The sequence below is a fragment of the Nonomuraea sp. NPDC049269 genome, assembly GCF_043197155.1.
GTDB lineage: Bacteria > Actinomycetota > Actinomycetes > Streptosporangiales > Streptosporangiaceae > Nonomuraea.
This window is the reverse complement of the sequence record NZ_JBICSO010000001.1, coordinates 1,118,801-1,142,677: the sequence shown is the minus strand read 5'-3', so window position 1 is coordinate 1,142,677 and position 23,877 is coordinate 1,118,801. Positions and strand designations below refer to the sequence as shown.

Genomic DNA, 23,877 nt, shown 5'->3' with positions numbered 1-23,877 from the left:
CCAAGGCGGCAAGTCTCAGGTTGCGCGCGGATTTCATTGACATGGCGCGGGCGTAATCGTACGGTCTGTCGTATGTCTAGTCAGTCGCGAATAGATATTCAAATGCCCTTGTTCGGTGCCGGCATCTGGCACTTCGGCCGGTACGTCGACCGCTACGCGACCGACGGCTACGGCCCGCCGGTGGACACCCTTGGCGCCATCGACCTGGCCGGGCAGGTGGGCGAGCTGTCCGTCGTGGACCTGACCTACCCGTTCGACCCGGTGGACCTCCCGGTCGAGCGGGTGGAGGAGGCGCTCAAGGGCAACGGGCTGCGGGCCATCGCGGTGACCCCGGAGATCTATACCCGGCGTTTCTCCCGTGGCGCGTTCACCAACCCCGACGAGGGAGTACGCCGCCAGGCGATCGAGTTGGTGTCCGAGGCCGCCGAGGTGGCCAGGCGGCTGGGCTGCGATTACGTGAAGCTGTGGCCAGGGCAGGACGGCTGGGACTACCCGTTCCAGGCCGACCACGCCGAGCTGTGGCGCCTGTCGCTGGACGCGGTGCGCGAGCTGGCGACGAACTTCCCCGACCTGCGGTTCGCCATCGAGTACAAGCCGCGCGAGCCGCGTAACACGATGGTGTTCTCCTCGGTGGCCAAGACGTTGCTGGGGATCGAGGAGATCGGCCTGCCCAACGTCGGCATCCTGCTCGACTTCGGCCACTCGCTCTACGGCGGCGAGTCGCCCGCCGACGCGGCGCGGCTGGCGATCTCGCGCGGGCGGCTGTTCGCGATCGACGTCAACGACAACTACCGGGGCTGGGACGACGACATGGTCGTCGGCTCGGTGCACCTGACCGAGACCTTCGAGTTCTTCTACGCCTTGCGTGAGGCCGGCTGGGACGGGGTGTGGCAGCTCGACCAGTTCCCGTTCCGTGAGGACTCGGTCGAGGCGGCCCGCGCGGGGATCCGCGTGATGAAGGCCATTCACCGCGCCCTCGGCCTCGTCGACCGTGAGGCCCTGGCCGCCGCGCAGCGGGCACAGGACGCGCTGGCGGCCCAGCGGATCGTCCAGCGGGCGCTGCTGAGCGTCATGGCGGATCAGTGATGGCCCTGCTTCCCCCCGACGCCGCGCGGTCGGCCGGCTACCGCGAGCTGACCGCCCGGATCCGGCGGGCCGCCCGGCCCGACCGCGAGGCGGAGCTCGCCCGGGTGGCCACCGACGTGCGCCGGAGCGTCGTCCGCATGATCGACCGCGCCCGCATGGGTCACATCGGCGGCGACCTGTCGGTCACCGACATCCTGGTGACCTGCTTCTACGGCGTCATGTCAGTAGACCCCGAACACCCCCACTGGCCGGGACGCGACCGTTTCGTGCTGAGCAAGGGCCACTGCGCCGCCGCCCTGTACTCCACCCTCGCCCACTGCGGCTTCTTCGACACCGCCGAGCTGGACACCTTCATGGCCCCGCTGTCGGCGCTCAACGGGCACCCCAACAAGGTCAAGGTGCCCGGCGTGGAGACCAACACCGGCGCCCTGGGTCACGGCCTGCCCGTGGCCACCGGCTGCGCGATCGCCGCCAAGATGGACGGCGCGTCCTGGCGCACGTTCGTGGTGCTGGGTGACGGTGAGCTGCAGGAGGGCAGCAACTGGGAGGCGGCGATGGCGGCCGCGCACCACGGGCTGTCGTCCCTGACGGCCGTCGTCGACCGCAACCGCCTCCAGCAGGGGGCCAGGACCGAGGACACCAACGCCCTGGACTCGCTGCCCGACAAATGGCGCAGCTTCGGCTGGGAGGTACGCGAGGTCGACGGCCACGACCACCTCGCCCTGCTGGAGGCCCTGAGCGGCTCGTCCACCGGGCGTCCGGTCGCGGTCATCGCCAACACGATCAAGGGAAAGGGCGTGTCGTTCATGGAGGACCGGGTGGAGTGGCATCACAAGGTGCCCACCGCCGAGCAGGTCGAGACGGCGCTGGCGGAGCTGGCCGGATGACCGTGACCGACCAGCGGGCGACGTTCGACTGCCGTCAGGCCTTCGCCGAGGAGCTCATCTCCCTGGCGAGCCAGGACGAGCGGATCGTCGCCGTCTGCAACGACTCCGTCGGCTCCAGCAACCTCGTCGGCTTCCGCGAACGCTTCCCCGACCGCCTCATCAACGTCGGCATCGCCGAGCAGGACCTCGTCGGGGTGGCGGCCGGACTGGCCAACGCCGGGAAGATCCCCTTCGTCTGCGCCGCGGCGCCGTTCCTCACCGGCCGCGCCATGGAGCAGATCAAGGCCGACGTCGCCTACAGCGAGGCACACGTCGTTCTGTGCGGTCAGAGCCCCGGCATGGCGTACGGCGAGCTCGGGCCCACCCACCACTCGATCGAGGACCTGTCCTGGCTCCGCGCGGTCGCCAACCTCGACGTCATCGTCCCCTCGGACCCGGTGCAGACCCGCGCCGCCGTCCGCTGGGCCGCGTCGGCGCGACGGCCCGTCTACCTGCGCGTTCCCCGCTTCAAGGTGCCGGAGGTGACGCCTCCTGACGCGCCCTTCGCGCCGCGCCGGGCCGTACTGCTGCGGGACGGGAACGACGTCACGGTGATCGCCATCGGCTCGCTCACCTCGCGCGCACTTGAGGCCGCGGACCGGCTGCGGGACGAGGGCGTGTCCGTACGCGTACTGAACACGCCCTTCCTCGACCCGATCGACGAGGACGCCGTCATCGCGGCGGCCAGGGAGACGCGCGGGATCGTCACCGCCGAGGAGGCCACCACCAGCGGCGGCCTGGGCGCCGCCGTCGCGGCCACGGTCGTCACCCATCAGCCGTGCCCGATGCGGATCCTCGGTGTGCCGCGCGTGTTCGCCCCCACGGGGGACACGGCGTTCCTGCTGGATCACTTCCGGCTGTCGGCCGACGGGATCATCGCGGCGGTGAAGGACGTGCTCGGCCATGTCTAGCGGACCGCTCGTCCTGGCCATCGACCAGGGCACCAGCTCCACCAAGGCGCTGCTCGTGGACGCGGGCGGCCGGGTGGTCGCGCGCGGCACCGCGCCGCTCACCGAGCGGCAGCCTCGGCCCGGCTGGGTGGAGCAGTCGCCGGACGAGCTCTGGGAGAGCGTACGGCTGGCGGTACGCGCGTGCGTCGACCCGTCGGAGGCGGGCAGGATCGCCGGGGTCGGCATCAGCAACCAGCGCGAGTCGCTGGTGCTCTGGGAACGCTCCACCGGCCGCCCCGCCGGCCCGCTGATCAGCTGGCAGGACCAGCGGACCGTCGCCCAGTGCCGGGAACTGGCCGCCACGGGCGCCGGTGACCTGGTGCGCTCGGTCAGCGGGATGCCGCTCGACCCGATGTTCTCGGCGCTGAAGGCCCGCTGGCTGCTGGACGCCTACGACCCTGACCGGAGCCGCAGCCTGGCGGGCGAGCTGTGCCTGGGCACGGTCGACTCCTGGCTGCTCAGCCGCTTCGGCGGCGACCATGTCATCGAGGCCGGGAACGCCTCCCGCACCCAGCTCCTCGACGTGCGGGCCGGGCAGTGGGACGAGCAGCTCCTGGAACTGTTCGGGGTGCCGCGGCAGGTGCTGCCCCGGGTGGTCGCCTCGGACGGTGACTTCCCGGCGGTACGCGGGCTGGACCCGGTGCCCGACGGGGTGCCGGTGCTGGCCGTGCTGGGCGACTCGCACGCGGCGATGTTCGCGCACGCGGGGTGGCGGCCGGGGGTGGTGAAGGCCACGTACGGCACCGGTTCGTCGGTGATGGCCATCGGCGACGGCGGTGACGCTCCCGGGCTGTGCCGGAGCATCGCCTGGGACCTCGGCGGCCGGGTGCTCGCCGTGGAGGGCAACATCCGCGCCACCGGGCGCGCGGTCAGCTGGCTGGCCGAGCTGTTCGGCGTGACCTCCGAGCGGCTGCTGGCCGAGACCGGGGACGACGAACCGGGCGGCGTGCACCTCGTGCCGGCGTTCGGCGGGCTGGGCGCGCCCTGGTGGGAGCCCGACGCGACGGCGGTGCTCACCGGCCTGACAGCGGGCACCCGGCGCGGGCAGCTCGTGGCCGCCGCGCTGGAGTCCGTCGCGTTCCAGGTGGAGGACGTGGTGGCGGCCGTCGAGCGGGCCACCGGGCAGGTACGGGTGCTCCTGGCCGACGGCGGTCTGACCCGCAGCGCCCGGTTGATGCGGTCGCAGGCCGAGATCTCCGGCCGCGTGGTCGTCCGGTCCGGCGAGCACGACCTGTCCTGCCTGGGCGCCGCCGACGCCGCCGCGCTGTCGGCCGGGCTGTGCACGTACGACGAGCTGGAGGCACGGCCACGGCCGGCGGAGGAGTTCCGCCCGGAAGGCGACCCGGGCGAACGCGCCGCGCGCCTGGCCGCCTGGCACGAGGCCGTCGACCGCGCCCGCCCGGCAGGAGACAGACCGGCCCGCGGCGAGGACAGACCGGCCCGCGGCGAGAACGGGTCGGCACGCGGGGAGAACAGGTCAGCCCACGGGGAGAGGAGCAGCACATGACGGGCACATCGCCAGCCGCGCGCCGCCGATGGCCGACGCGGTGGATCGCCGCCGGGGCCGTCGCCGCCCTCGTGGTGGCCATGGCGCTGAGCACCGAGTACCGCTCCGCGGAGTCGGCGAGCGCGGCGGCGCCGAAGAAGTTCGACCCCGCCACGTTCGGCGCCCAGAACTACGAGGCCAAGGTCGTCCCCGCCATCCAGAAGAGCGCCGTCGACCTGCCCGTCCTGCTGAAGGCGATCACCGCCGACAAGGACGCGGCCGGCGCCAGGTACGGCAAGCGCCAGGGCACCAGCCCCTACAACTTCGCGGTGAAGGCCACGGGCGTGGCCGGCGAGGCGAAGTCGGGCCTGCTGCCGGTGACCGTGGACGGGCTGCCCGACGGCACCCGGGTGTCGATCCAGATCGGCCCGGCCGTCAACGGCACGGCCCTGCGCGACGCCGCCGGTTACATCACCTTCGGCCAGTTCGTGAACCAGGTCGAGTACGCCGACGCCGCGACCGCGCTCAACAACCAGATGCGGCAGAAGCTGCTGACCGGCCTCGACGCCGCCGGCCTGAAGGGCAAGAAGATCGCCTTCACCGGCGCGTTCACCCTGCTCACGCCCGCCACCGTGACGATCACCCCGGTGGCGATCTCGTGACCGGGCACGTGCTGCGGGCCTGCGACGTCACCAAGGTGTACGGCGGGACGCACGCCCTCAAGGGGGTCGATTTCGGCGTCGCCGCCGGGCGGGTGACCGCGCTGTTCGGCGAGAACGGCGCCGGCAAGTCCACGCTCATGAAGATCCTCGCGGGCATCGAGCACCCCACCACGGGCCGCGTGGAGCTCGACGGCCACCCGGTCGAGCTCGTCTCCTCGCGCGACGCCGCCGACCACGGCATCTCGATCATCCACCAGGAGCTGAGCCTCTGCCCGAACCTCAGCGTCCAGGACAACCTGTTCCTGGCCCGTGAGCTGCCCGGCCGGTTCGGCGCGGTCGACAGGAAGGCCCAGCGCGAGGCCACCACGGCGGTCCTGCGCCGCCTGGAGGAGAACGTCGATCCCGACGGGCTCGTCGGCGACCTGCGGCTCGGGCAGCAGCAGGTCGTCGAGATCGCGCGGGCCCTGCTCCAGGACGCCCGCGTGCTGATCATGGACGAGCCCACGTCGGCGCTCACCGCGCCCGAGGTGGAGGTGCTGTTCCGGGTCATCAGGGAGCTGACGGGCGGCGGCGTCGCCGTCGTCTACATCTCCCACCACCTGGACGAGGCACTCGACATCGCCGACGACGTGGTGGTCCTGCGTGACGGTCGCCTGGTCGCCACGGCCGACGCCGCCGAGGTGGACATCCGCTGGATCGTCGAGCGGATGGTCGGCCGTGACCAGGACGCCCTGTTCCCGCGGCGCGAGCCGGTGCTCGGCGAGGACCTGCTGACCGTGCGCGACCTCATGGTCGCCGACCCCGCGAACCCCGACCGGCTGGCGATCGACGACGTCTCGCTGACCGTGCGCGCCGGCGAGATCGTCGGTGTGTACGGCCTGATGGGCTCGGGCCGTACCGAACTGCTCGAAGCGCTCGCGGGCCGGATCGCGCCCGCGTCCGGGCAGGTGGAGCTGGCCGGCGAGGCGCTCGACGGGAGCGGCATCCGCGAGCGCATCGGCAGGGGAGTGGTGCTGGTCCCCGAGGACCGGCAGCGCGACGGCCTGGTCCAGACCATGTCGGTGGGGGAGAACCTGTCCCTGGCGGGCCTGCGCTCGTTCGTCCGCGGGCTGTTCGTCTCGGCCGACCTCGAACGCGGCGCGGTCGAGCGGACCATCGCCGACATCACCGTCAAGGCCAGCGGCCCGAAGGCGGCCATCGGCTCGCTCAGCGGCGGCAACCAGCAGAAGGTGGTGATCGGCAAGGCCCTGCTCACCGGCCCCAGGGTGCTACTGCTCGACGAGCCCTCGCGCGGCGTCGACGTGGGCGCCAAGGCCGACATCTTCGAGCTCATGGCGGCCCAGGCCCGGCAGGGTCTCGCCGTCCTGTTCACCACCTCCGACGCCGAAGAGGCCCTGCACATCCCCGATCGGCTGCTGGTGCTCGCCCGCGGCGCCGTCGCAGGGGAGTACCGACGCGGCGAGCTGGCCCGGGAGGAACTGATGAGCGTGTCCGACGGCGGCGCCGTATGAGCAGCCAGGGAACCACCACCGCCCGCGTCGCCCCGGACCCGCCCCAGCCGCCCGAGGCGGCCGCCAGGGCCCGGCGGCTGTCGCTGCTGAACGTCGCCTTCGAGCTGCGTGCCTTCATCGCGCTGGCCGTCCTCATCGTGGTCTTCGGCCTGCTGTCGGACTCCTTCCTCACGGTGGACAACCTGATCACGATGACCAAGCACGTCGCCATCAACGGCGTCATCGCCCTGGGCATGCTGCTGGTCATCCTCAAGGGCGGCATCGACCTGTCGGTGGGCTCCATCGTGGGCCTGTCCGGGGTCGTCGCCGGAGAGCTGCTGCAGGGCGTCGCGCTCGGCGGCGTGATCGCCTACCCGCCCGTGTGGGTGGTGATCGTGCTGTGCGTCGCGGTGGGCATGGGGGTCGGGCTGCTCAACGGCGTGCTGGTCACGCGGTTCAACGTCGCGCCGTTCATCGCCACGCTCGGCATGCTGTACGTGGCCCGCGGCGCGGCGATGCTCATCTCCAACGGCGCCACCTATCCCAACCTGGGCGGCAACCCCGCCCTCGGCAACACCGGCTTCGACCTGCTCGGCAGCGGGCGGCCGCTCGGGCTGCCCACCTCGATCTGGATCATGATCGTGCTCGCGGCGGCGGCCGTGCTGCTGCTGGCCAAGTCGCCCTTCGGCCGGTGGCTGTACGCGACGGGCGGCAACGAGCGGGCCGCGGACCTGTCCGGCGTGCCGATCCGCCGGGTCAAGACCATCGTGTACGTGGTCTCCGGCGCCTGCGCCGCGATCGCCGGCCTCATCATCGCCTCGGAGCTCACCTCGGCCGCCCCGCAGGCGGGTGAGACGTACGAGCTGAACGCGATCGCCGCGGTGGTCATCGGCGGCGCGGCGCTGAGCGGCGGCCGGGGCACCGTGCGCGGAACGCTCGTCGGCGCCTTCGTGATCGGTTTCCTCGCCGACGGCCTGGTGATCCTGGGCGTCTCGACGTTCTGGCAGATCCTCATCAAGGGCGCCGTGATCATCCTCGCTGTGATGCTCGACCAGGGCCAGCAGCGGTTCAAGCGCAGGGGCGCCGCCGCATCGGCGGTCGCCGCGAGCGCCCGGCCCACCTAGCCCGCCCACCCCATCTGGAGGTCGTCCATGTCCGCTGCACCAAGACCGACCCGCCGCCTGCTCGTCGTAGTGTCGCTCCTCGCCACCGGCTCCCTGCTGGCGGCGTGCGGTGGCGGCGGTGGCGGTGAGCAGAAGGCCGCCACCGCGCCGTCCGCGACCAGCGCCGGCACGGCCGGTGGGCTCGTCGCCATCATCACCCCCTCCCACGACAACCCCTTCTTCAAGGCCGAAGCCGACGCCGCCAAGGCCAAGGCCGAGGCGCTCGGCTACGAGACGTCCGTGGCCTCCCACGACGACGACCCCAACAAGCAGAGCGAGCTGATCGACGCCGCCATCTCCCGCAAGGCGAAGGCGATCATCCTCGACAACGCCGGCGCGGACGCCTCGATCGGCCCGGTCCGCAAGGCCGTCACCGGCGGCATCCCCGTCTTCCTGATCGACCGCGAGATCAACGCCACCGGCGTCGCGACCGCCCAGATCGTCTCCAACAACGCCCAGGGCGCGCAGCTGGTCGCCCAGTCGTTCGTGGAGAAGATGAAGAACAAGGGCAACTACGTCGAGCTGGTGGGCAAGGAGTCCGACACGAACGCCAGCGTCCGCTCCAAGGGCTTCGCCGACGTGATCTCCCAGTACCCGGACCTCAAGCAGGTGGCCAAGGAGAGCGCGAACTGGGACCAGCAGGAGGCCTTCACCAAGATGGAGACCATCATCCAGAAGAGCCGTGACATCCAGGGCGTCATCGCCGGCAACGACACCATGGCGCTCGGCGCGGTCGCCGCGCTCAAGGCCGCGGGGCTGCTCGGCAAGGTGACGGTCGTCGGCTTCGACGGCAGCCCCGACGCCATCGCCGCCGTCAAGGCCGGTCAGATGCACGCGACCGCGCTCCAGCCCGCCGCGCTCGGCGCGCAGAGCGCCGTCGAGCAGGCCGACCAGTACATCAAGACCGGCAAGGCGAGCAAGGAGGAGAAGCAGTCCATCGACTGCGAGCTGGTGACCGCCGAGAACGCCGACGACTACGGCGTTTTCGCCAGGAAGTAGCGGCCGCGAGGGGGACGCGCGAGAGTCCCCCTCGGACAGGCCGAACGGTAGGCTGAAACATCGATTCACGGGGTACGGGGAGGCGGTGGCCGGTGGTCCCGAGTCTGGGACGGGGGCGCGGTGTGAGCACGGAGCATCTGCGGCTCCTGGCCAGGGTGGCCCGCATGTACCACGAGCAGAGCATGCGGCAGCCCGAGATAGCCGCGGCGCTCAGCATCTCCCAGCCGCGCGTCTCCCGCCTGCTCAAGGAGGCGGTCACGCGCGGCATCGTGCGCACGATCGTCGTCCTGCCCGATGGCGTGCACACCGAGCTGGAAGAGGAGCTGCAGCGCCGCTACGGCCTGCGCGACGTCGTGGTCGTCGACATCGAGGACGCCCGCGAAGACGCCATCCCGTCGCTCGCCTCGGCCGCCGCCGCCTACTTCGACGCCACCTTCACCGGCGGCGACGTGATCGGCATCTCCTCCTGGAGCGAGACGCTGCTGGCCACCGTCGAACGCATGCAGCCCAAGAACACCCAGGTCGCCGACCGGGTCATGCAACTCGTCGGCGGCGTGGGCAGCCCCGAGGCGCAGGTGCACGCCACCCGGCTCATCGGCCGCCTGGCCGACATCACCCGCGCCCGCCCCGTCTTCGTCCCCTCGCCCGGCGTCGTCGGCACCGCCGCGATCCGCGACGCGCTGCTGGAGGACCCCGGCGTGGTCGACGTCATGGCCCAGTGGCGCGAGCTGACCGTCGTGCTGGTCGGCATCGGCAGCCTCGAACCCTCGCCCCTGCTGCTGAGCAGTGGCAACGCGGTCAAGCAGGCCGACCAGGAAGAGCTGCGCTCGCTGGGCGCCGTCGGCGACGTCTGCCTGCACTTCTTCGACGCCAAGGGCAGCGCGGTCGACTCGGCCTTCGACCGGCGGGTGGTCGGCATCGACGTAGGGGCCTTCCGGGCCGTCGAGCGGCGGGTCGCGGTGGCGGGCGGCCTGCGCAAATACTCGGCGATCAAGGCCGCGCTGGACGGCGGCTGGGTCAACGTCCTCATCACCGACCTCCACGTGGCCGAGCGCCTGCGCGCCGAGGCTGGCTAGCCCGTACGATCATCGCCGAGGACCGCTGAAACCTGATTTTTTCAAGATCCGCCCTTTTCGGCCTCTCTTCCGTACACGTTTCGACAGTTGAACGCGGAAGGAGAAGCCATGACCCCACTGCGATCCGTCCCGCGAACACACACCCAGCATGCCTGGCCCCTGTGCGACGACGCGCAGGCCGTCCGGTATGCCCGAACGGTCGTCCGTGACGCTCTGACCGGACTGGAACTGAGTCCCGATCTCGTCGATGACGCCGTGCTGATGGCCAGCGAATTGGTGACAAATGCCTTCCTGTATGGAGAGGCACCCTATGAGCTGGTGCTCCACACCGATCCCGAGGAGATCGTGTGCATGGTGGTGGACTGCGGTTCGCCGCTGCCGGTGGCCCGTGTCGTCGAGGCCGACAGCGAGCGTGGGCGGGGACTGTGCATCGTCGCCGCGCTCTCCGAGGGCTTCTGGGGATGCCATCCCCAGAAACACGTCACCAGTCCCGGGCGCATCGGGAAGGCGACGTGGTTCGCCTTGCCGTACCGGCGTCCCGGGATGCCGGCCGTACGGCGGGGCGGGATGTCCGTGGCGAGCGGGCCCGGTAGCGCCGCCTAGCGCTGGAGCGGGAGAGGAACGGGCGCTGTGGGGGCGCCTGTTCGATCCGCTGGTCGAGACGCGGAATTAATGCGATGCCAGGCCCGAGGCCGCGTGGTTGGATGTCATATGGACGCCACTCGCTTGATGGCCTGCCTGGCCGAAGAATACGCGTTGCTCAGAGCCGCGGTCCGCGCCGCGCCGGACGCGGCGCCGGTGCCGAGCTGTCCCGGGTGGACCACCGCCGATCTGGTCGCGCACGTCACCGAGGTCTATCTGCACAAGGCCGAGACGATGCTGCGCGGGGAGTGGCCGGAGCCGTGGCCGCCCGATCTGTCCGGTGAGGAGCCGCTGGCGGCGCTTGAGCGGTCCTATGCCGAGCTGGTGGCGGAGTTCGCCGCGCGAACCCCGGACGAGCACGCGCTCACCTGGTACGAGCCCGACCAGAGCGTCGGGTTCTGGATCAGGCGCATGGCGCAGGAGACGGTGATCCACCGCGTCGACGCCGAGCTCGCGGCCGGCCTGCCCGTGACGCCCGCCGCCGGTGACCTGGCCCTCGACGGGGTGGACGAAGGGCTCAAGGTGATGCTCGCGTACGACTTCGCCCGCTATCCCGAGGACTTCGCCGAGGCCGTGCCCGACGACCCGAAGGGGGCGGTCATCGCGGTCGTCGGCGGGGAGCGGGCCTGGCTCGTCCGGCCGTCGCCCACCGAGGTCGTCGTCGAGGACGAGACCGCCGACAGGGCGGTCGAGCAGGCCGAGACCGTCGTGTCCGGGTCACCCGACGAGCTGTTGCGCTGGGTGTGGGGCAGGGGCGGTGAGGTGTCGGTCACCGGTGACCCCGGCCATGCCGCCTACCTGCGCAAGCTCGTCTCCCTCGCGACCCAGTAGCACGGTCCCGGCCGCACCTGGTGCGGCCGGGAGGCGGCGGGGCTTACAGGCCGCAGAGCTCCGAGAGGCTCTTGGCGGACTTCTGGCTGTTCTGGGTGGGCGTCTGGGTCGGCTTGGCGGCGTACGAGCGCGAGGGCTTGACCGTGGGCGTTCCGGGGGAGGACGTGACGTCCGCCGCCTGCGCGGTCCGAGCCGTCCGGGTCGAGTCGGCGATCGCCTTGGCCGCGGCGTGGCGGATCTTCAGCCAGTCAGGACGCCCCGACAGGAACTCCGGCGGCACGAACTGCAAGCTGGTGATCTTGGCGCTCTTCACCTTGACGGCCAGCCCCACGAGCGGCTCCACCAGCTCCTGCGGGATGTTCGTCTGCGCGAGTCGCTTCGTCGCATTGGCGATCTTGCCGAAGTTGAGAATGATCTTGTCGGGCGTCGCCTGCTGCGCGAACGCGCCGATGACGCAGCGCTGGCGGGCCATGCGCGAGAAGTCGTCGCTGTCCACCCGCGACCGGCCGTACCACAGGGCCTGTTCGCCGGTCAGCTTCTTGTAGCCCGCCTTGATCGTGCCCGCGGTGCCGTAGTGGCCACCCCACTTGATGTCGCGCTCCACCCGGATCTTGAGGCCGCCGATGGCGTCGACCAGGTCCGCGAAGCCGTACATGTTCATCATGGCGTAGTAGTCGATCTTCAGGTTGAGCGTGTAGCCGATGGCGTCCATCAGCGCGCGCGGCCCCCTGCTCTTGCCGCCCATGACCTGCGGGTTGTCAGTGGCGTACTGCCAGACCTCGTTGAGCAGGCCGCCGTTGGGCAGCTCCGCCATGAAGCCGTTGGGGAACTGCTTGCGCAGCGGAGAGGTCGTCGGGAAGTGCACGTGCTGCAGGTTGCGCGGCAGGCTGAACAGGACCGTGTTGCCGGTATGGGTGTCCACGCTGGCGATCGTCATGCTGTCGGTACGCACGCCGGTACGGTCGCCGGCCGCGTCGCCGCCGATCAGCAGGAAGTTCACCCGGTCCTTGCCGTTCCAGGGATCGTCCTCCTTGACCGGCGCGATATTCGGGTCCGTGCTCTCGGCGATGGGCTTGAAGATCTTCTGGGACGCGTCGCGTACGGTCTGGACGGCGGTCGCGGTGAGAGCGAAGGGGGCCATGACCGAGACGCAGAGCACGCCGACCACGATGCCGGAGATGATCTGGCCCTGCTGGTTCAGCCGGTTCGGGCCGAGTGCCACGTACGACGTCACGATGACGGCGAACCAGCACAGCGCGAGCACCGAGGCGATGACAATGACCGTCATCTGCGCGTCGGCGCCGGCGAACACGGCGATGTTGGACGAGTCGCGCGTCAGCCCGTACGCCGCCCCGGCCGCCAGCAGCACCACGTAGATGCCGAGCAGGATCAGACCGGTTCGGCGGCGCCCGGCGCGTAGGTGGCCGACGCCGGGCGCGAGGGCGGACAGCAGGGTCCAGCCGAGCACGGAGCCCAGGGTGAGCGGCTTGGCGAACTGCGGCGCCCCCGAGCCCGGCCGGGACCGCGGCTTGGGCCGCCCGGCACCGGGAGACCCGGAACCGCGGCCGCCCTTGCCGCTCGGAGCCTTACCACCAGGGCCCTTACCGCCGGGGCCCTTCCCGCCTGGAGCCTTCTCGCCCGGACCTGTGCCGCTCGGGCCGGTGCCGCTCGGACCGGTCGGATGGGCGCCGGCCGGATGGGTGCCGTGGGTGCCCGCGACTGGGGGACCGTCCGTGGGGGAGCCGTCCAGCGGTACGTCGTCCGCGTCCGCCGTCTCGCCCGTGGGACTGGTGCCCGGACCGTTTCCCGGTCCGGCTTCGGATGCTGTGCCCGAGCGGCGGGGAGCGCGCCGTTTTCTGCCCTCGGGCGCGGTGTCCACCCCATCGCGCTTGCTCACACCGGCTCCTTCACACGCCTACCTGGCGAAACCCATGGGTTTTAGCGCCCCGTAGGGCACAAGATTGCCAGGAGTCTAGCCCCCATATAGGGACATCCAAGACATGTACCCAACCTGAGATGAACATGCCGTGACTTCACGAGGTCGTCGACGAAGCGGCCATCCAGGTGTTGCACTGGAAGGCCTGGTTCTTCTCCCAGCCCTGCCGGAACCACCGGTTGTTGTTCACTCTGTTCCCGTGGTCGCGGGGATATCCGGGATAGTCGCCCACCTGCCCGTAGAACCAGAAGAGGCGGGCGCGGTTCGAGGTGCTGACCGGATAGGAGGCGGCCACGGACCTCATCCACATGCCGCCGAAGCAGGTCGCCTGGAGCTCCAGTTTTCTGCTGAGTGCCAGCTTGCCGCTCCTGCTGCCCGAGTCGACCGTCTGCTTCCACCAGGAGTCCATCACGCCCGAGATGTTCTGGACGTGGTGCCCGTACTCGTGGGCCAGCATGCTGATGATCCCGCCGTGCCAGGAGATGATCTCGCCGTAGCCGCGCGCGTTGCCGTTGCCCTTGGCCATGGCCGAGGTGGAGGCGTAGATGGTGTTGTTGCGCGGGCAGTAGTACGGCACCATGCTCCCCGGCGACGGGTAGTCGCCGCAGGCGCCCCTGCCGCGCGTGGCCACGATCGAGTAGCTCGGCGGCGAGAACTGGATGCCCTGCCTCTGCATGATCGGCCCCCATGCCCGGTCCATGCACCTGCCGGTCTTCAGGATCAGCGCCTTGAGCTGGCTGTGGCTGAAGATGTTCGCGCCGCCGGCCGGGCAGCTCACCCTCGGCAGGGCGCCGGCCCGGTACAGGGTGTTGTTCTTCGTGCTCGTGTTGAGCGTGGCCCGGGTCGGCGTCTCGGGCTCGGCGGACCGCGTCGCGGTCGGCTCGCTCGACCGCGTATGGCTCTCCGATTCGTCCGGGGAGGGCGTCTCGTCGTCGTCATACGTGTACGAGGAGGGGATCGCGACCGGCGTGGTCGTGTCATGCCTGGACGAGCCCTTGAACATGGCCGCGCCGATCACCAGTAACACGAACAACGCCGCCAGGGACCCGAACACCGCCCCGAGGACGCCGGCCACCCCCATGCCCGACTTCTTCCTCGGCGGCGGCCCCCACTGCCCCGGCGGCATCGGCGGACGCGGCGGGGGCTGCTGGGGATGCCACGGCCCACCCTGCGGCGGCCCGTACGGCCCACCCTGCTGATACGGCTGCCCCTGAGGCGGGTACTGCGGTGGAGGCGGGTACGGCTGCCCCTGCGGGGGATACGCGGGCCCCTGCGGCGGATACACGGGCCCCTGCGGGGGAGGCGGATATGCCGGGGGTGGCGGTTGCTGTCCCGGCACCGGGTGCGGATGGCCGTAACCCTGAGGCTGCGGCTCCCGGTGCCCCTGCGGCGGCCACGGCCGAGAAGGAGGCCGCTGAGGCTGACCTGGCCCTTGAGGCGGGGGTGGATGCTGCCCGTTGCCTGTCACCGTGTATCCCCCTTTACTCCGGTTGTCCGTAATGAGTGACTTGGGGCGTCACCCCTCTGGCATTTGCCGAATTTTGGGCAGAAGCATACCGATTTATCACCCGTCACAGAAGTCGCAGTACCCGGCTACGGTCCGAAATCATTCGAGGTGATCTCCGCTATGTCCCGGACCGCGCGGCAGGTGGTGTCCTAGCTTCTTTGACATGAACCTCCAGCAGCTCCGCTACGTGGTCGCGACGGCGGAGCACCGCACCATGACCGACGCGGCCAGATCGCTGTATATCGCGCAACCTGCGCTTTCGCGCGCGATCCGCGATCTGGAACGGGAACTCGGCATGACGCTCTTCGCCAGGTCCGGACGCGGTGTCGTCGTCACCGCACAAGGCCGGCGAGTGGTCAAACTGGCAAGGGAGGCACTCGGCGCCGTACACGAGATCGAGAGCCTCACCCATCAGGGCAGCACAGGGGAGGCGGAGCTCCGCATCGCCGCCACGCCCAGCCTCGAACCCGGCCTGGCCGGACGGCTGCTGCCCGCCTACACCGCCGAGCACCCAGGTGTCCGCGTGCACATCGTCCGTTGCGACGGCCGTGACGCCGTCGTCAACGCCATCAGGGATCAGCGGGCCGACCTCGGCCTGACCGATCTCCCCGTACCCACCGATCTGATCACCCATCCGCTCGAACGCCAGGAGATCGTGCTGATCTCCCCGCCCGGCCTCGACCTGCCCAACCCCGTACCCATGGGCAAGCTCGACGGCATGCGCCTGGCCCTGCCCGCACGGGGCAGCGTCCGGCGCAGGGAGCTCGACGCGATGTTCGGCAAGTACGCCGTCAGCCCGGTCGTGGTGCTCGAAACCGACGAGCGCAACGGCTGGCTCAACGCCGTACGCACCGGCCAGGCGTCACTGCTGTGGTACCGCGGCATGGCCGACCAGGCCGGCCGGGCGGGCCTCGTGGTCCGTTCGCTGGAACCCGCGGTCCGCCGGGTCATCGCCGTCGTGCACGCCCGTCGCCGCCTGCCGCTGATCGCCCAGGACTTCCTGGCCACCGCCGAGAAAGGCACGGCGGCCTGACCCCGTCCTGCGCACATCGCTTTCGGCCGCTACCGCGCCCGGCCGGATGCGAGACCCTCACCCCTCAACTCACCTCACCACCGGCAGCCGCACGACCGCCCGCAGCCCCGGTGAGGCATCCTCCAGATGGACCCCGCCCCCGTGGGCCCGCACGGTCTCTCGCACGATGGCCAGGCCCAGCCCAGCGCCGCCCTCGTCGCGACTGCGACCGGAGTCGAGCCGCGTGAACCGGTTGAAGACCCGCTCGCGATCCTGCTCGGGAATGCCGGGCCCGTCGTCGGTCACCGTCAGCATCCCGTCGGCGGTCAGCGCCACCTCCACTTTCGACGAGGTGTGGCGTACGGCGTTGTCCACCAGGTTCGTCAGCACCCGGCTCAGGTCCAGCGCGTCGCCGCGGACCACGACGGGATCGCACACGGTCAGCCGCGCCTCGCCGTACCTGTCGACGGTCTGACGCACCACCTCGTCGAGGTCGACCGGCTCGCTCCTGGCGGGCACGCCGCCGCGCTCGTCGAGGCGGGCCAGCGCCAGCAGGTCCTCGGCGAGCCTGGACAGCCGCATCGCGTCCTCCATCACGCCCTCGGCTGTCTCGGGCCAGTCCTGGCCCTCCGGATGGCCGAGCGCCACCTCCAGCTGCAGCCGGATGCTGGCGAGCGGGCTGCGCAGCTCGTGGGCGGCGTCGGAGACCAGCGCCCGCTGCCGCTGCTCGGCCTCCTCCAGCCGGGCCAGCATGTCGTTGAGCGTGGTGGCCAGCGAGTGCACCTCGTCGCGCGACTCGGGCACCGGCAGCCTGCGTGACCTGGCGGTGTGCGTGATCTCGGCGGCGCCCCTGCGCAGCGCGGCGATCGGCCGCAGTGTCCGGCCGATGATCAGCCAGCTGGCCACGGCCAGCAGCACGATGAGCATCGGCGTGCCGACCAGCAGGATCCGGCCGGCCGTACCGAGGCTGGTCTGGATCTCGCCGATGGGCCGGGCCGCGATCACCGTCCTGCCGTGGTCGGCGCTGATGACCACCACGCGCAGCGGCCCCGAGATCGCGTACGGCCGGCCGTCCAGGAACGTGGCCTGGCCCTCGCGCAGCACCTCGGCCCGCGCCCGCGCGTCCAGCAGCGGGACCAGCCGGTCGGCGCCGTAGGTGACGTCCGTGATGCGCCCCTGCGCGTCGATCACCTGCACGATCGTGCCGTCGTGGGTGGCGATCGGGCTGGTCAGCGTGCCCGCGTCGGCCTGCACCCGGACGGTCTGGGCCTGCTGCCGCGTCGAGTCGTCCACGGTGCCGATCAGCGCCCGGTCGAGCACGGTCAGCAGCACCGACGCCGAGATCGCCAGCGCCAGCGCGAGCACCGCGGCGGCCACGACCGTCAGCCGGAAGCGCAGCCCCTGGCGCCGCCACCAGGTCAACGGCGAGTCAGCCACCGTCGCCCGCCAGCCGGTAGCCCGCTCCTCGCACGGTCTGGATCGCGTTCCTGCCGAACGGGGAGTCGACCTTGCGCCGCAGGTAGCCCACGTACACCTCGACCACGTTCGGGTCGGTGTCGAAGGTGTCCCACACGTGCTCCAGGATCTCCGACTTCGACACCACCTCGTCGCGCCGGCGCAGCAGGTATTCCAGCAGCGCGAACTCCCTGGGCGTCAGCTCGATCGAGCTCTCGCCCCGCTGCACCCGGCGCCGCGCCGGATCCAGCGACAGGTCGCCCGCCGCCAGCACGGCGGGCCGCCGCCCGGAGTCGCGCCGCAGCAGCGCGCGCAGCCTGGCCACCAGCACCACGTACGAGAAGGGCTTGGTCAGGTAGTCGTCGGCGCCCAGGTCGAGCCCGTCGGCCATGTCGTACTCGCCGTCCTTGGCGGAGAGCATCAGGATCGGCACCCAGTTCTCCTCGGCGCGCAACTGCTTGCACACGTTGTAGCCCGACAGGCGCGGCAGCATGATGTCGAGCACCACGATGTCGTAGTCGCCGTGCCTGGCCTCGTGCAACCCTTGCTCGCCGTCATGGGCGAGGTCCACGGCGAAACCCTCGGCCTGCAGCCCCCGCTGCAGCGCGGCCGCCATCCGCCGCTCGTCCTCGACGACAAGTACTCTCATGTGGCGATTCTCCATTTTCTGCCCTGAGACCACGCTGAGAAGGCTGAGAGCCGTCTCAGCCGGTCTCAGGCTCGCCTAAGCATGCATGACGCAGGCTCTGGTCATCGACATACCGTTAAGGAGTGAGATGCGCAGAGGCACGTTCGTGAGATGGGGAGTTCCGATCGCGGCCGCGGCCGTGATCGCCGGAGCGATGGGGGCCGGCCCGGTCATCGCCGCGGTGAGCGGCGATCCCGTGCTACCCGAGCGTACGGCGCAGCAGTTGCTCGCCGACGCCGTGGCGGCCACCAAGGACAAGGCGCCGCCGCCCATGTCCGGCACCGTGCAGCAGACCGCGTCGCTGGGTCTGCCCGCGCTGCCCGACATGGGCGGGGCGTCACCGCTGAGCCTGCTGTCCGGCTCGCACGAGGTGAAGCTCTGGTACGGCGGCGACGGCAAGATGCGGGTCGCCATGCCGACGCAGTTCGACGAGTCCAACCTGATCGTCAACGGCGACCAGGCCTGGTACTGGGACAGCGGCGACAACACCGCCACCAAGATCAAGATGGCGGGTGACGCCACGGCACGGCACGCCACGCCCACGCCGGGGCCGGCGGATGTGACCCCGCAGCAGGTGGCGGAGAAGCTGCTGGCCAAGGCCGACGAGCACACCGCCATCCGGGTGACCAACACCGCCCAGGTGGCCGGCCGGTCCGCCTACCAGCTCGTGCTCGCCCCCAAGGACGAGGGCTCGCTGGTCCAGGAGGTGCGGCTGGCGCTCGACGGTGAGACGTACGTGCCGTTGCAGGTCCAGGTCTACGCCAAGGGCTCGGCCGAACCGGCCTTCCAGGTCGGCTTCACCCAGGTGACGTTCACGCCGCCGGCGGCCGAGAACTTCACCTTCACCCCGCCCGCCGGGGCCAAGGTGAAGGAGCAGACGATCGGTGGCGGCGGCGACCACAGCGAGCAGCAGGCGGAGAAGGCCAAGGAGAGGGCCGAGGGCGTGAAGGTCGTCGGCGCCGGCTGGACCAGCGTCGCCGTCCTGCCCGCCTCGCTGGAGGACCTGACGGCCAAGCCGGAGCAGACCCCGGCCGACGGCCAGTCGCACAAGCCGTGGAAGGACGGCGCGGACGGCACCGACACGAAGGCGCTGGTCGACAACGTGCTCAAGTCGGCCACCCCGGTCAGCGGCACGTGGGGCTCGGGCAAGCTGATCAAGACCAAGCTCGTCACCGCGCTGCTGACCGACGACGGCCGGCTGCTGGTCGGCGCGGTCACGCCGGAGGAGATCACCAAAGCGGCGGGCACCAAGTGACCGTCGTCACACAGGAAGCGGGGGCGCCCTTCGGGGCGGCCCCGCCCTCCGGCGACTCGGCGATCGTCACCCGGGGCCTGACCAAGCAGTTTCGCGGGGGCCAGGTCGCGGTCGACGCACTGGACCTGACCGTGCCGCGCGGATCGGTCTTCGGCTTCCTCGGGCCCAACGGCTCAGGCAAGACCACCACGATCCGCATGCTGCTCGGCCTGGTGACGCCCACGGCCGGCGAGTACTCGGTGCTCGGCCTGCCCCTGGCGGACGCGCTGCCCCGCGTCGGGGCGCTGGTCGAGGGGCCGGCGTTCTACCCGTACCTGTCGGGCGAGGCGAACCTGTTCCGCTTCGATGCCGCCGACCCCACCGCTCCCGGCGGCACCGCCAAGCGGCGGGTCGGCGAGGCGCTGGAGCGGGTCGGCCTGTCCGCGGCGGCGGGGAAGCGCTTCCGCAACTACTCCCTCGGCATGCGCCAGCGCCTGGCCATCGCCGCCGCCCTGCTCGGGCCGCGTGAGCTGCTCATACTCGACGAGCCCACCAACGGGCTCGACCCGCAGGGCACCCGCGAGGTGCGCGCGCTGGTCAAGGAGATCGCCGCCGACGGCACCACGGTCTTCGTCTCCTCGCACCTGCTGACCGAGGTCGAGCAGATGTGCACGCACGCCGCGATCATGCGGACCGGCAACCTGGTCGCCCAGGGCACGATCGCCTCGCTCAACGGCGGCCTCGCCACCCGCGTCAGGGTCGAGACGCCGGACGTCGCCGACGCCGCGCGGGTGCTCGGCACGCTCGGCCTGGCCGACGTGCGCATCTCCGACGAGGGCGCCGCCTCGGTGACGGCGGAGCTGGGCGCGCAGGCGCCCGAGGCCATCAACGCGGCGCTGGTACGCGAGGGCGTCGCCGTACGGGGGCTGGCCGTCGTGCGGCCGAGCCTGGAGGACGTGTTCGTCGGACTGACAGGGGAGGGATTCGATGTCGACGGCTGAGACGCAGACCCGTCAGACGCCGGGCGAGCCATCGGACGGTCCGGCGGCGGGGACACGGGAGCGCCGGACGCCGGGGCTGGTGCCGGTGACCGAGACGATGCGCACCGCCGAGCGGCGCCCGCCCGAGCCGCCCGGCAGCGCGGAGCCACCGGCCCGTCTGCCGTCGGCGTTCTGGCGGCTGCTCGGCTCCGAGCTGGGCCTGACGTTCCGGCGCCCGCGCAACCAGGTGATGCTGGCCGTACTGGCGAGCGTGCCGGTGCTGATCGGCATCGGGCTGCGCATCGCCAGCGGCGACGACGCCGTCGGCGGGCTCATCGGCGCCGTGGCGGGCAACAGCCTCATGCTGACCTTCGCCTCGTTCTCCTTCCTGGTGCTGCTGCTGATGCCGATCGCGGTGAGTGTGGTGGGCGGCGACTCGATCGCCGGTGAGGCGGGCGCGGGGACGCTGCGGTACCTGCTCGCCGCGCCGGCCGGCCGGACGAGGCTGCTGGTCGTGAAGTACCTCAACGTGGTGGTGTTCGCCTACGCGGTCACCGCGGTGGTGGCGCTGTCGGCGCTCGTCACCGGGTTGATCCTGTTCCCGGTGGGGCCGGTGACGCTGCTGTCGGGCAGCACGGTCTCGGTGGCCGACGGCCTGCTGCGGATCCTGATCAGCATGGGGTACGTGGGCGCGGGCATGGCGGCGCTGGCGGCCGTGGCGGTGGCCCTGTCGACGTTCACCGAGGTGTCCATCGGCGCGATCGCGGCGACGATGGTCCTGGTCATCGTCACCCAGGTGCTGCGGGCCATCCCGCAGCTCGACGGGATCATGCCCTACCTGCTACCCACCTGGTGGACCCGGTTCGACGCGGTGCTGCGCAGTCCGGTCGACTTCGCGAACCTCGGTCAGGGGCTGCTGGTCTTCGGCGCGTACATCCTGCTGTTCGGCTCCATCGCGTGGGCCCGCTTCTCGGGCAAGGACATCACGTCCTGACCGGCCCGGGCCGGTGAGATCCGACCCGGGCCCCTTAGGAGAGCGTCGCCCTCCCGGACGTCAGGACGGGCGGCGGCGCAGGGCCAGGATGGCGACCACGATGCCGATGACGCCCACCACGAGCCCCGCGCCACCCAGCAGCCGCGCGGTGCCGTCCGAGGACGAGCCAGCGGACACCTGGGTGACGGACGGGGCCGCCACGTTGCTCGCGGAGGCCGAGGCCGCGGGGGTTGACGCCCCGGCGTGGTGTGAATCGGCCGCGGTCGCGGGCGTCAGCTTGAGCGTCGGAACCGGGTGTTCCGCCTCGCTGCCGTCCGCCTTCGGGGCGTCGGCCCACTTGACCACTTCGCCGCCGCTGTAGGTCTGCGTGGTCGGGAACGTGAGCTCATCGACGTCCTCGGGCAACTGTCCCATGGACACCTCGAACTCCTGGAACTCACCCTTGCCGATCTTCCCGCCCGACCAGACGACCTTGGTGACGGCCTCCTTCAGCTCGCCGTACTCGGTCTTGACCGGCTTGGGCAGCTTGCCCTCGGTGACTTTGACGCTCCATCCCGGCAGCGGCTTGACCGAGACGAACGCCAGCGGGTGATCGGTGGGGAAGGCGACCTCGACCTTGACGGTCGAGGCGTCGTCGCGCTCGTTCGGCACCCGGAAGGCGACCTTGGAGAAGCCGCCCTGCTCGGCGGTGCCCGGGTTGATCGTGACATGGGCCAGCGCGGGAAGGGCGAGGCCGGCGGTGATCGCGGTGGCGGCGGCGAGAACGGTCGCGGCACGACGCGTGAAGGACATGGGGAAACTCCACTGGGAATGATCGAAGAATCGAAAAAGGTGTCAGAGGTTCAGGCGGGCAGTGGAGGACCACGCCTGGCGACACAGTGGAGGAGAAACGGATCGACCGGGACGATCCTGACGATCACCATCGGGACAATCTGTCCCACAGCCGCGACGGCGACCGGGCGCAGCAGCACCAGACGGTGGCCGAGGCGGTGCAGCAGCGCCCAGAGCGCGCTCTCGCCGCGCGCCAGCCACCACCCCGTGATCAGCGTGGCCGTCAGGTGGGCCAGCAGCATGCCGATGCCCTCGCTGAGCCCGCGGCCGTGGGGGTGCGTGACGACGTAGGCGGTGCCGTCGGTGCCGAACCACTCGTGCAGCCCGAGCTGGGCGCACATCAGCGCGACGTTGATCGTCGGGGCCGAGCGCTCCCGGCCGCCCAGCGCCAGGGCCGCCAGCAGCACGGCGCCGAGGCCGAGCGCGGCCGTGTGCGGCGCGGGGACCGAGCCGCCGCCCATCGCGTGCGCGAGCGCGGCGAGTCCCACGCAGACGGCGGCGAAGGCGGCCGTCCGCGCGAGCCTGAGGGGAAGTTGCGCGCGCATGAGTGTGTCACATGCTCTCACGGGGGCAGGGTCCAGGGAGACCTCTACTCCCATGCTGCGCAAGGCCTGGTCGATTTGCGGCAATTGTCGCTAGGGTCGTGCCGAACCACGTAGACATTGAGGTGAGAACGTTGCGGCACTTTGCGGGATTGCTCATCGGAGTTGTGGTGACCGCAGCAGTGCTGGGCGGTGGCGGATGGGCCGTGCAGCAGGCGTTAACGAGCGCGGCGGGCAACCCGGCGGGCGGGCAGAAGATGTGGATCGCGCTCGGCGCGATGGCGGCGGTGGGACTGGTCGTCGGACTCGTGGTGGCGGGACGGGTGTCTCCGCTGGCCACGTTCGTGCCCTCGATGGTGCTCCTGGCCTGGACGGTGGTCTACTCCCTCGACATGAACCGGGCGATCTCCCTGATCCCTGACGAGCCGTCGGTGAACCAGATCATCAGAGACATCGGGTTCGGTGACAAGACCATGCTGACCACGGGCTTCTTCGCCCTGCTCGGCGTGGCGATGTTCATCCCGGTGCTGATCCCGTCCCGCTGGGCGCGACGGGACGAGGACCTGGACGAGGACTACGAGGAGAGCCCCCAGGGCAGCTACTACTGATCCTTGGCGTTCGGGCTCAGCGGCTGCCGGTGTAGAGGCGGGTGACCACGTCCTCGATCGTGGACTGCTCGGGCGCCGTGGCCATCAGCTCGTCGAGTGTGCCGTCGAACGCCAGCCGCCCGTGGTCGATCAGCATGACCCGGCGGCAGAGCCGTTCGATGTCGCCCAGGTCGTGCGTGGTCAGCAGCACGGTCGTGCCCTGCTCGGTGTTGAGCCGGCGCAGGAACGCCCGGATGCTCGCCTTGCTGACCACGTCGAGCCCGATCGTCGGCTCGTCGAGCACCAGCACGTCGGGCGCGTGCAGCAGCGCGGCGGCCAGGTCGCCGCGCATGCGCTGGCCCAGGCTGAGCTGGCGCACCGGCGTGCGGGTGAAACCGCCCAGGTCGAGCGTCTCGGTCAGCTCGTCGAGCCGCGTCTTGAAGACATGGCGATCTACTTTGTAAAGGTGCCGGATCAGTTCGAAGCTGTCCCGCAGCGGCAGGTCCCACCACAGCGTCGTCCGCTGCCCGAACACCACGCCGATGCGCCGCGCCAGCGTCGTGCGCTTGCGCGAGGGGTCGAGCCCGGCCACCCGCACCCGGCCCGAGGTGGGCGTCAGGATGCCGCAGAGCATCTTGATCGTGGTGGACTTGCCGGCGCCGTTGGGGCCGAGGTAGCCGACGAACTCTCCCGGCGCCACGGTGAACGACAGGTCGCGTACGGCGTGGACGAGGTTCCCTTCGAGCTTGAGGCTCCTCTTCACCTTGAACGAGCGCCCGGCCCGGTCGAGCTCGATCATC

General features: G+C 71.0%; 23 protein-coding genes. 16 read left to right on the top strand and 7 right to left on the bottom strand.

Features of this window, described 5'->3' with window-relative positions; translation table 11 throughout:
- The first annotated feature begins 102 nt into the window (after nt 1–102).
- The 11 genes from ACGFNP_RS05295 (at nt 103) to ACGFNP_RS05245 (ending at nt 11,311) form a co-directional block, all read left to right on the top strand.
- Nucleotides 103–1,086, top strand: a complete 984-nt coding sequence (locus ACGFNP_RS05295; protein ID WP_358328987.1) for a TIM barrel protein — start codon at nt 103–105, stop codon at nt 1,084–1,086.
- Nucleotides 1,086–1,973: a transketolase gene (locus ACGFNP_RS05290; RefSeq protein WP_393315042.1), complete on the top strand. Its 888-nt coding sequence runs from the start codon at nt 1,086–1,088 to the stop codon at nt 1,971–1,973. The genes ACGFNP_RS05295 and ACGFNP_RS05290 overlap by 1 nt, the downstream gene beginning before the upstream one ends.
- On the top strand, nt 1,970–2,923 hold the full coding sequence (locus tag ACGFNP_RS05285; protein ID WP_358328993.1) for a transketolase C-terminal domain-containing protein: 954 nt from the start codon (nt 1,970–1,972) through the stop codon (nt 2,921–2,923). Before ACGFNP_RS05290 ends, ACGFNP_RS05285 begins: the two co-directional genes overlap by 4 nt.
- Nucleotides 2,916–4,469, top strand: a complete 1,554-nt coding sequence (locus ACGFNP_RS05280) for an FGGY family carbohydrate kinase (protein WP_393315040.1) — start codon at nt 2,916–2,918, stop codon at nt 4,467–4,469. The genes ACGFNP_RS05285 and ACGFNP_RS05280 overlap by 8 nt, the downstream gene beginning before the upstream one ends.
- Nucleotides 4,466–5,110 (top strand): DUF2291 family protein, encoded by a 645-nt coding sequence (locus ACGFNP_RS05275; protein ID WP_393315039.1) that lies wholly within the window; start codon nt 4,466–4,468, stop codon nt 5,108–5,110. Before ACGFNP_RS05280 ends, ACGFNP_RS05275 begins: the two co-directional genes overlap by 4 nt.
- Nucleotides 5,107–6,621, top strand: a complete 1,515-nt coding sequence (locus tag ACGFNP_RS05270) for a sugar ABC transporter ATP-binding protein (protein WP_393315036.1) — start codon at nt 5,107–5,109, stop codon at nt 6,619–6,621. Before ACGFNP_RS05275 ends, ACGFNP_RS05270 begins: the two co-directional genes overlap by 4 nt.
- Complete coding sequence (locus ACGFNP_RS05265; protein WP_358329005.1) at nt 6,618–7,724, top strand: ABC transporter permease; 1,107 nt, start codon at nt 6,618–6,620, stop codon at nt 7,722–7,724. The genes ACGFNP_RS05270 and ACGFNP_RS05265 overlap by 4 nt, the downstream gene beginning before the upstream one ends.
- Before the next feature lie 27 nt (nt 7,725–7,751).
- Nucleotides 7,752–8,762, top strand: coding sequence for a D-ribose ABC transporter substrate-binding protein (locus ACGFNP_RS05260; protein ID WP_393315033.1), 1,011 nt, complete (start codon nt 7,752–7,754; stop codon nt 8,760–8,762).
- A 122-nt stretch (nt 8,763–8,884) separates the two neighbouring features.
- A complete protein-coding gene (locus tag ACGFNP_RS05255; RefSeq protein WP_393315030.1) occupies nt 8,885–9,838 on the top strand; it encodes a sugar-binding transcriptional regulator in 954 nt (317 codons plus the stop codon).
- A gap of 108 nt (nt 9,839–9,946) precedes the next feature.
- Nucleotides 9,947–10,441: an ATP-binding protein gene (locus ACGFNP_RS05250; protein WP_358329014.1), complete on the top strand. Its 495-nt coding sequence runs from the start codon at nt 9,947–9,949 to the stop codon at nt 10,439–10,441.
- Nucleotides 10,442–10,549: 108 nt separating this feature from the next.
- Complete coding sequence (locus ACGFNP_RS05245; RefSeq protein ID WP_393315027.1) at nt 10,550–11,311, top strand: maleylpyruvate isomerase family mycothiol-dependent enzyme; 762 nt, start codon at nt 10,550–10,552, stop codon at nt 11,309–11,311.
- Between the two features lie 43 nt (nt 11,312–11,354).
- Here the strand turns inward: ACGFNP_RS05245 and ACGFNP_RS05240 are convergent, their stop codons facing one another.
- Complete coding sequence (locus ACGFNP_RS05240; RefSeq protein WP_393315024.1) at nt 11,355–13,208, bottom strand: LCP family protein; 1,854 nt, start codon at nt 13,206–13,208, stop codon at nt 11,355–11,357.
- Between the two features lie 136 nt (nt 13,209–13,344).
- Nucleotides 13,345–14,328 (bottom strand): neutral zinc metallopeptidase, encoded by a 984-nt coding sequence (locus tag ACGFNP_RS05235; protein WP_358329023.1) that lies wholly within the window; start codon nt 14,326–14,328, stop codon nt 13,345–13,347.
- Between the two features lie 589 nt (nt 14,329–14,917).
- Between ACGFNP_RS05235 and ACGFNP_RS05230 the strand changes: the two genes are divergently transcribed.
- Nucleotides 14,918–15,787: a LysR family transcriptional regulator gene (locus tag ACGFNP_RS05230; protein WP_393315021.1), complete on the top strand. Its 870-nt coding sequence runs from the start codon at nt 14,918–14,920 to the stop codon at nt 15,785–15,787.
- 69 nt (nt 15,788–15,856) lie between these two features.
- Here the strand turns inward: ACGFNP_RS05230 and ACGFNP_RS05225 are convergent, their stop codons facing one another.
- Both ACGFNP_RS05225 and ACGFNP_RS05220 read right to left on the bottom strand, forming a co-directional pair.
- Nucleotides 15,857–17,203, bottom strand: a complete 1,347-nt coding sequence (locus ACGFNP_RS05225) for a sensor histidine kinase (RefSeq protein ID WP_393315018.1) — start codon at nt 17,201–17,203, stop codon at nt 15,857–15,859.
- Nucleotides 17,196–17,870, bottom strand: coding sequence for a response regulator transcription factor (locus ACGFNP_RS05220; protein WP_358329032.1), 675 nt, complete (start codon nt 17,868–17,870; stop codon nt 17,196–17,198). The genes ACGFNP_RS05225 and ACGFNP_RS05220 overlap by 8 nt, the downstream gene beginning before the upstream one ends.
- Nucleotides 17,871–17,997: 127 nt before the next feature.
- Here ACGFNP_RS05220 and ACGFNP_RS05215 point away from each other — a divergent pair, with 127 nt between their 5' ends.
- The 3 genes from ACGFNP_RS05215 to ACGFNP_RS05205 are packed head-to-tail and all read left to right on the top strand — an operon-like array spanning nt 17,998 to nt 21,117.
- The gene (locus ACGFNP_RS05215) at nt 17,998–19,164 is read left to right on the top strand and encodes an outer membrane lipoprotein carrier protein LolA (RefSeq protein ID WP_393315015.1); all 1,167 of its coding nucleotides are present in this window, start codon (nt 17,998–18,000) and stop codon (nt 19,162–19,164) included.
- Nucleotides 19,161–20,144: an ABC transporter ATP-binding protein gene (locus tag ACGFNP_RS05210; RefSeq protein ID WP_358329037.1), complete on the top strand. Its 984-nt coding sequence runs from the start codon at nt 19,161–19,163 to the stop codon at nt 20,142–20,144. The genes ACGFNP_RS05215 and ACGFNP_RS05210 overlap by 4 nt, the downstream gene beginning before the upstream one ends.
- Nucleotides 20,131–21,117 (top strand): ABC transporter permease, encoded by a 987-nt coding sequence (locus ACGFNP_RS05205; RefSeq protein WP_358329040.1) that lies wholly within the window; start codon nt 20,131–20,133, stop codon nt 21,115–21,117. Before ACGFNP_RS05210 ends, ACGFNP_RS05205 begins: the two co-directional genes overlap by 14 nt.
- A 60-nt stretch (nt 21,118–21,177) precedes the next feature.
- Here ACGFNP_RS05205 and ACGFNP_RS05200 read toward each other — a convergent pair whose 3' ends face one another.
- Both ACGFNP_RS05200 and ACGFNP_RS05195 read right to left on the bottom strand, forming a co-directional pair.
- A complete protein-coding gene (locus tag ACGFNP_RS05200) occupies nt 21,178–21,909 on the bottom strand; it encodes a YcnI family protein (RefSeq protein ID WP_393315011.1) in 732 nt (243 codons plus the stop codon).
- 50 nt (nt 21,910–21,959) lie between these two features.
- Nucleotides 21,960–22,514, bottom strand: a complete 555-nt coding sequence (locus ACGFNP_RS05195) for an MFS transporter (protein WP_393315008.1) — start codon at nt 22,512–22,514, stop codon at nt 21,960–21,962.
- A gap of 146 nt (nt 22,515–22,660) precedes the next feature.
- Between ACGFNP_RS05195 and ACGFNP_RS05190 the strand changes: the two genes are divergently transcribed.
- Nucleotides 22,661–23,098 (top strand): hypothetical protein, encoded by a 438-nt coding sequence (locus ACGFNP_RS05190; protein ID WP_358329049.1) that lies wholly within the window; start codon nt 22,661–22,663, stop codon nt 23,096–23,098.
- Nucleotides 23,099–23,114: 16 nt separating this feature from the next.
- Here ACGFNP_RS05190 and ACGFNP_RS05185 read toward each other — a convergent pair whose 3' ends face one another.
- Nucleotides 23,115–23,876, bottom strand: a complete 762-nt coding sequence (locus ACGFNP_RS05185) for an ATP-binding cassette domain-containing protein (RefSeq protein WP_393315005.1) — start codon at nt 23,874–23,876, stop codon at nt 23,115–23,117.
- Between the last annotated feature and the right edge of the window lies 1 nt (nt 23,877).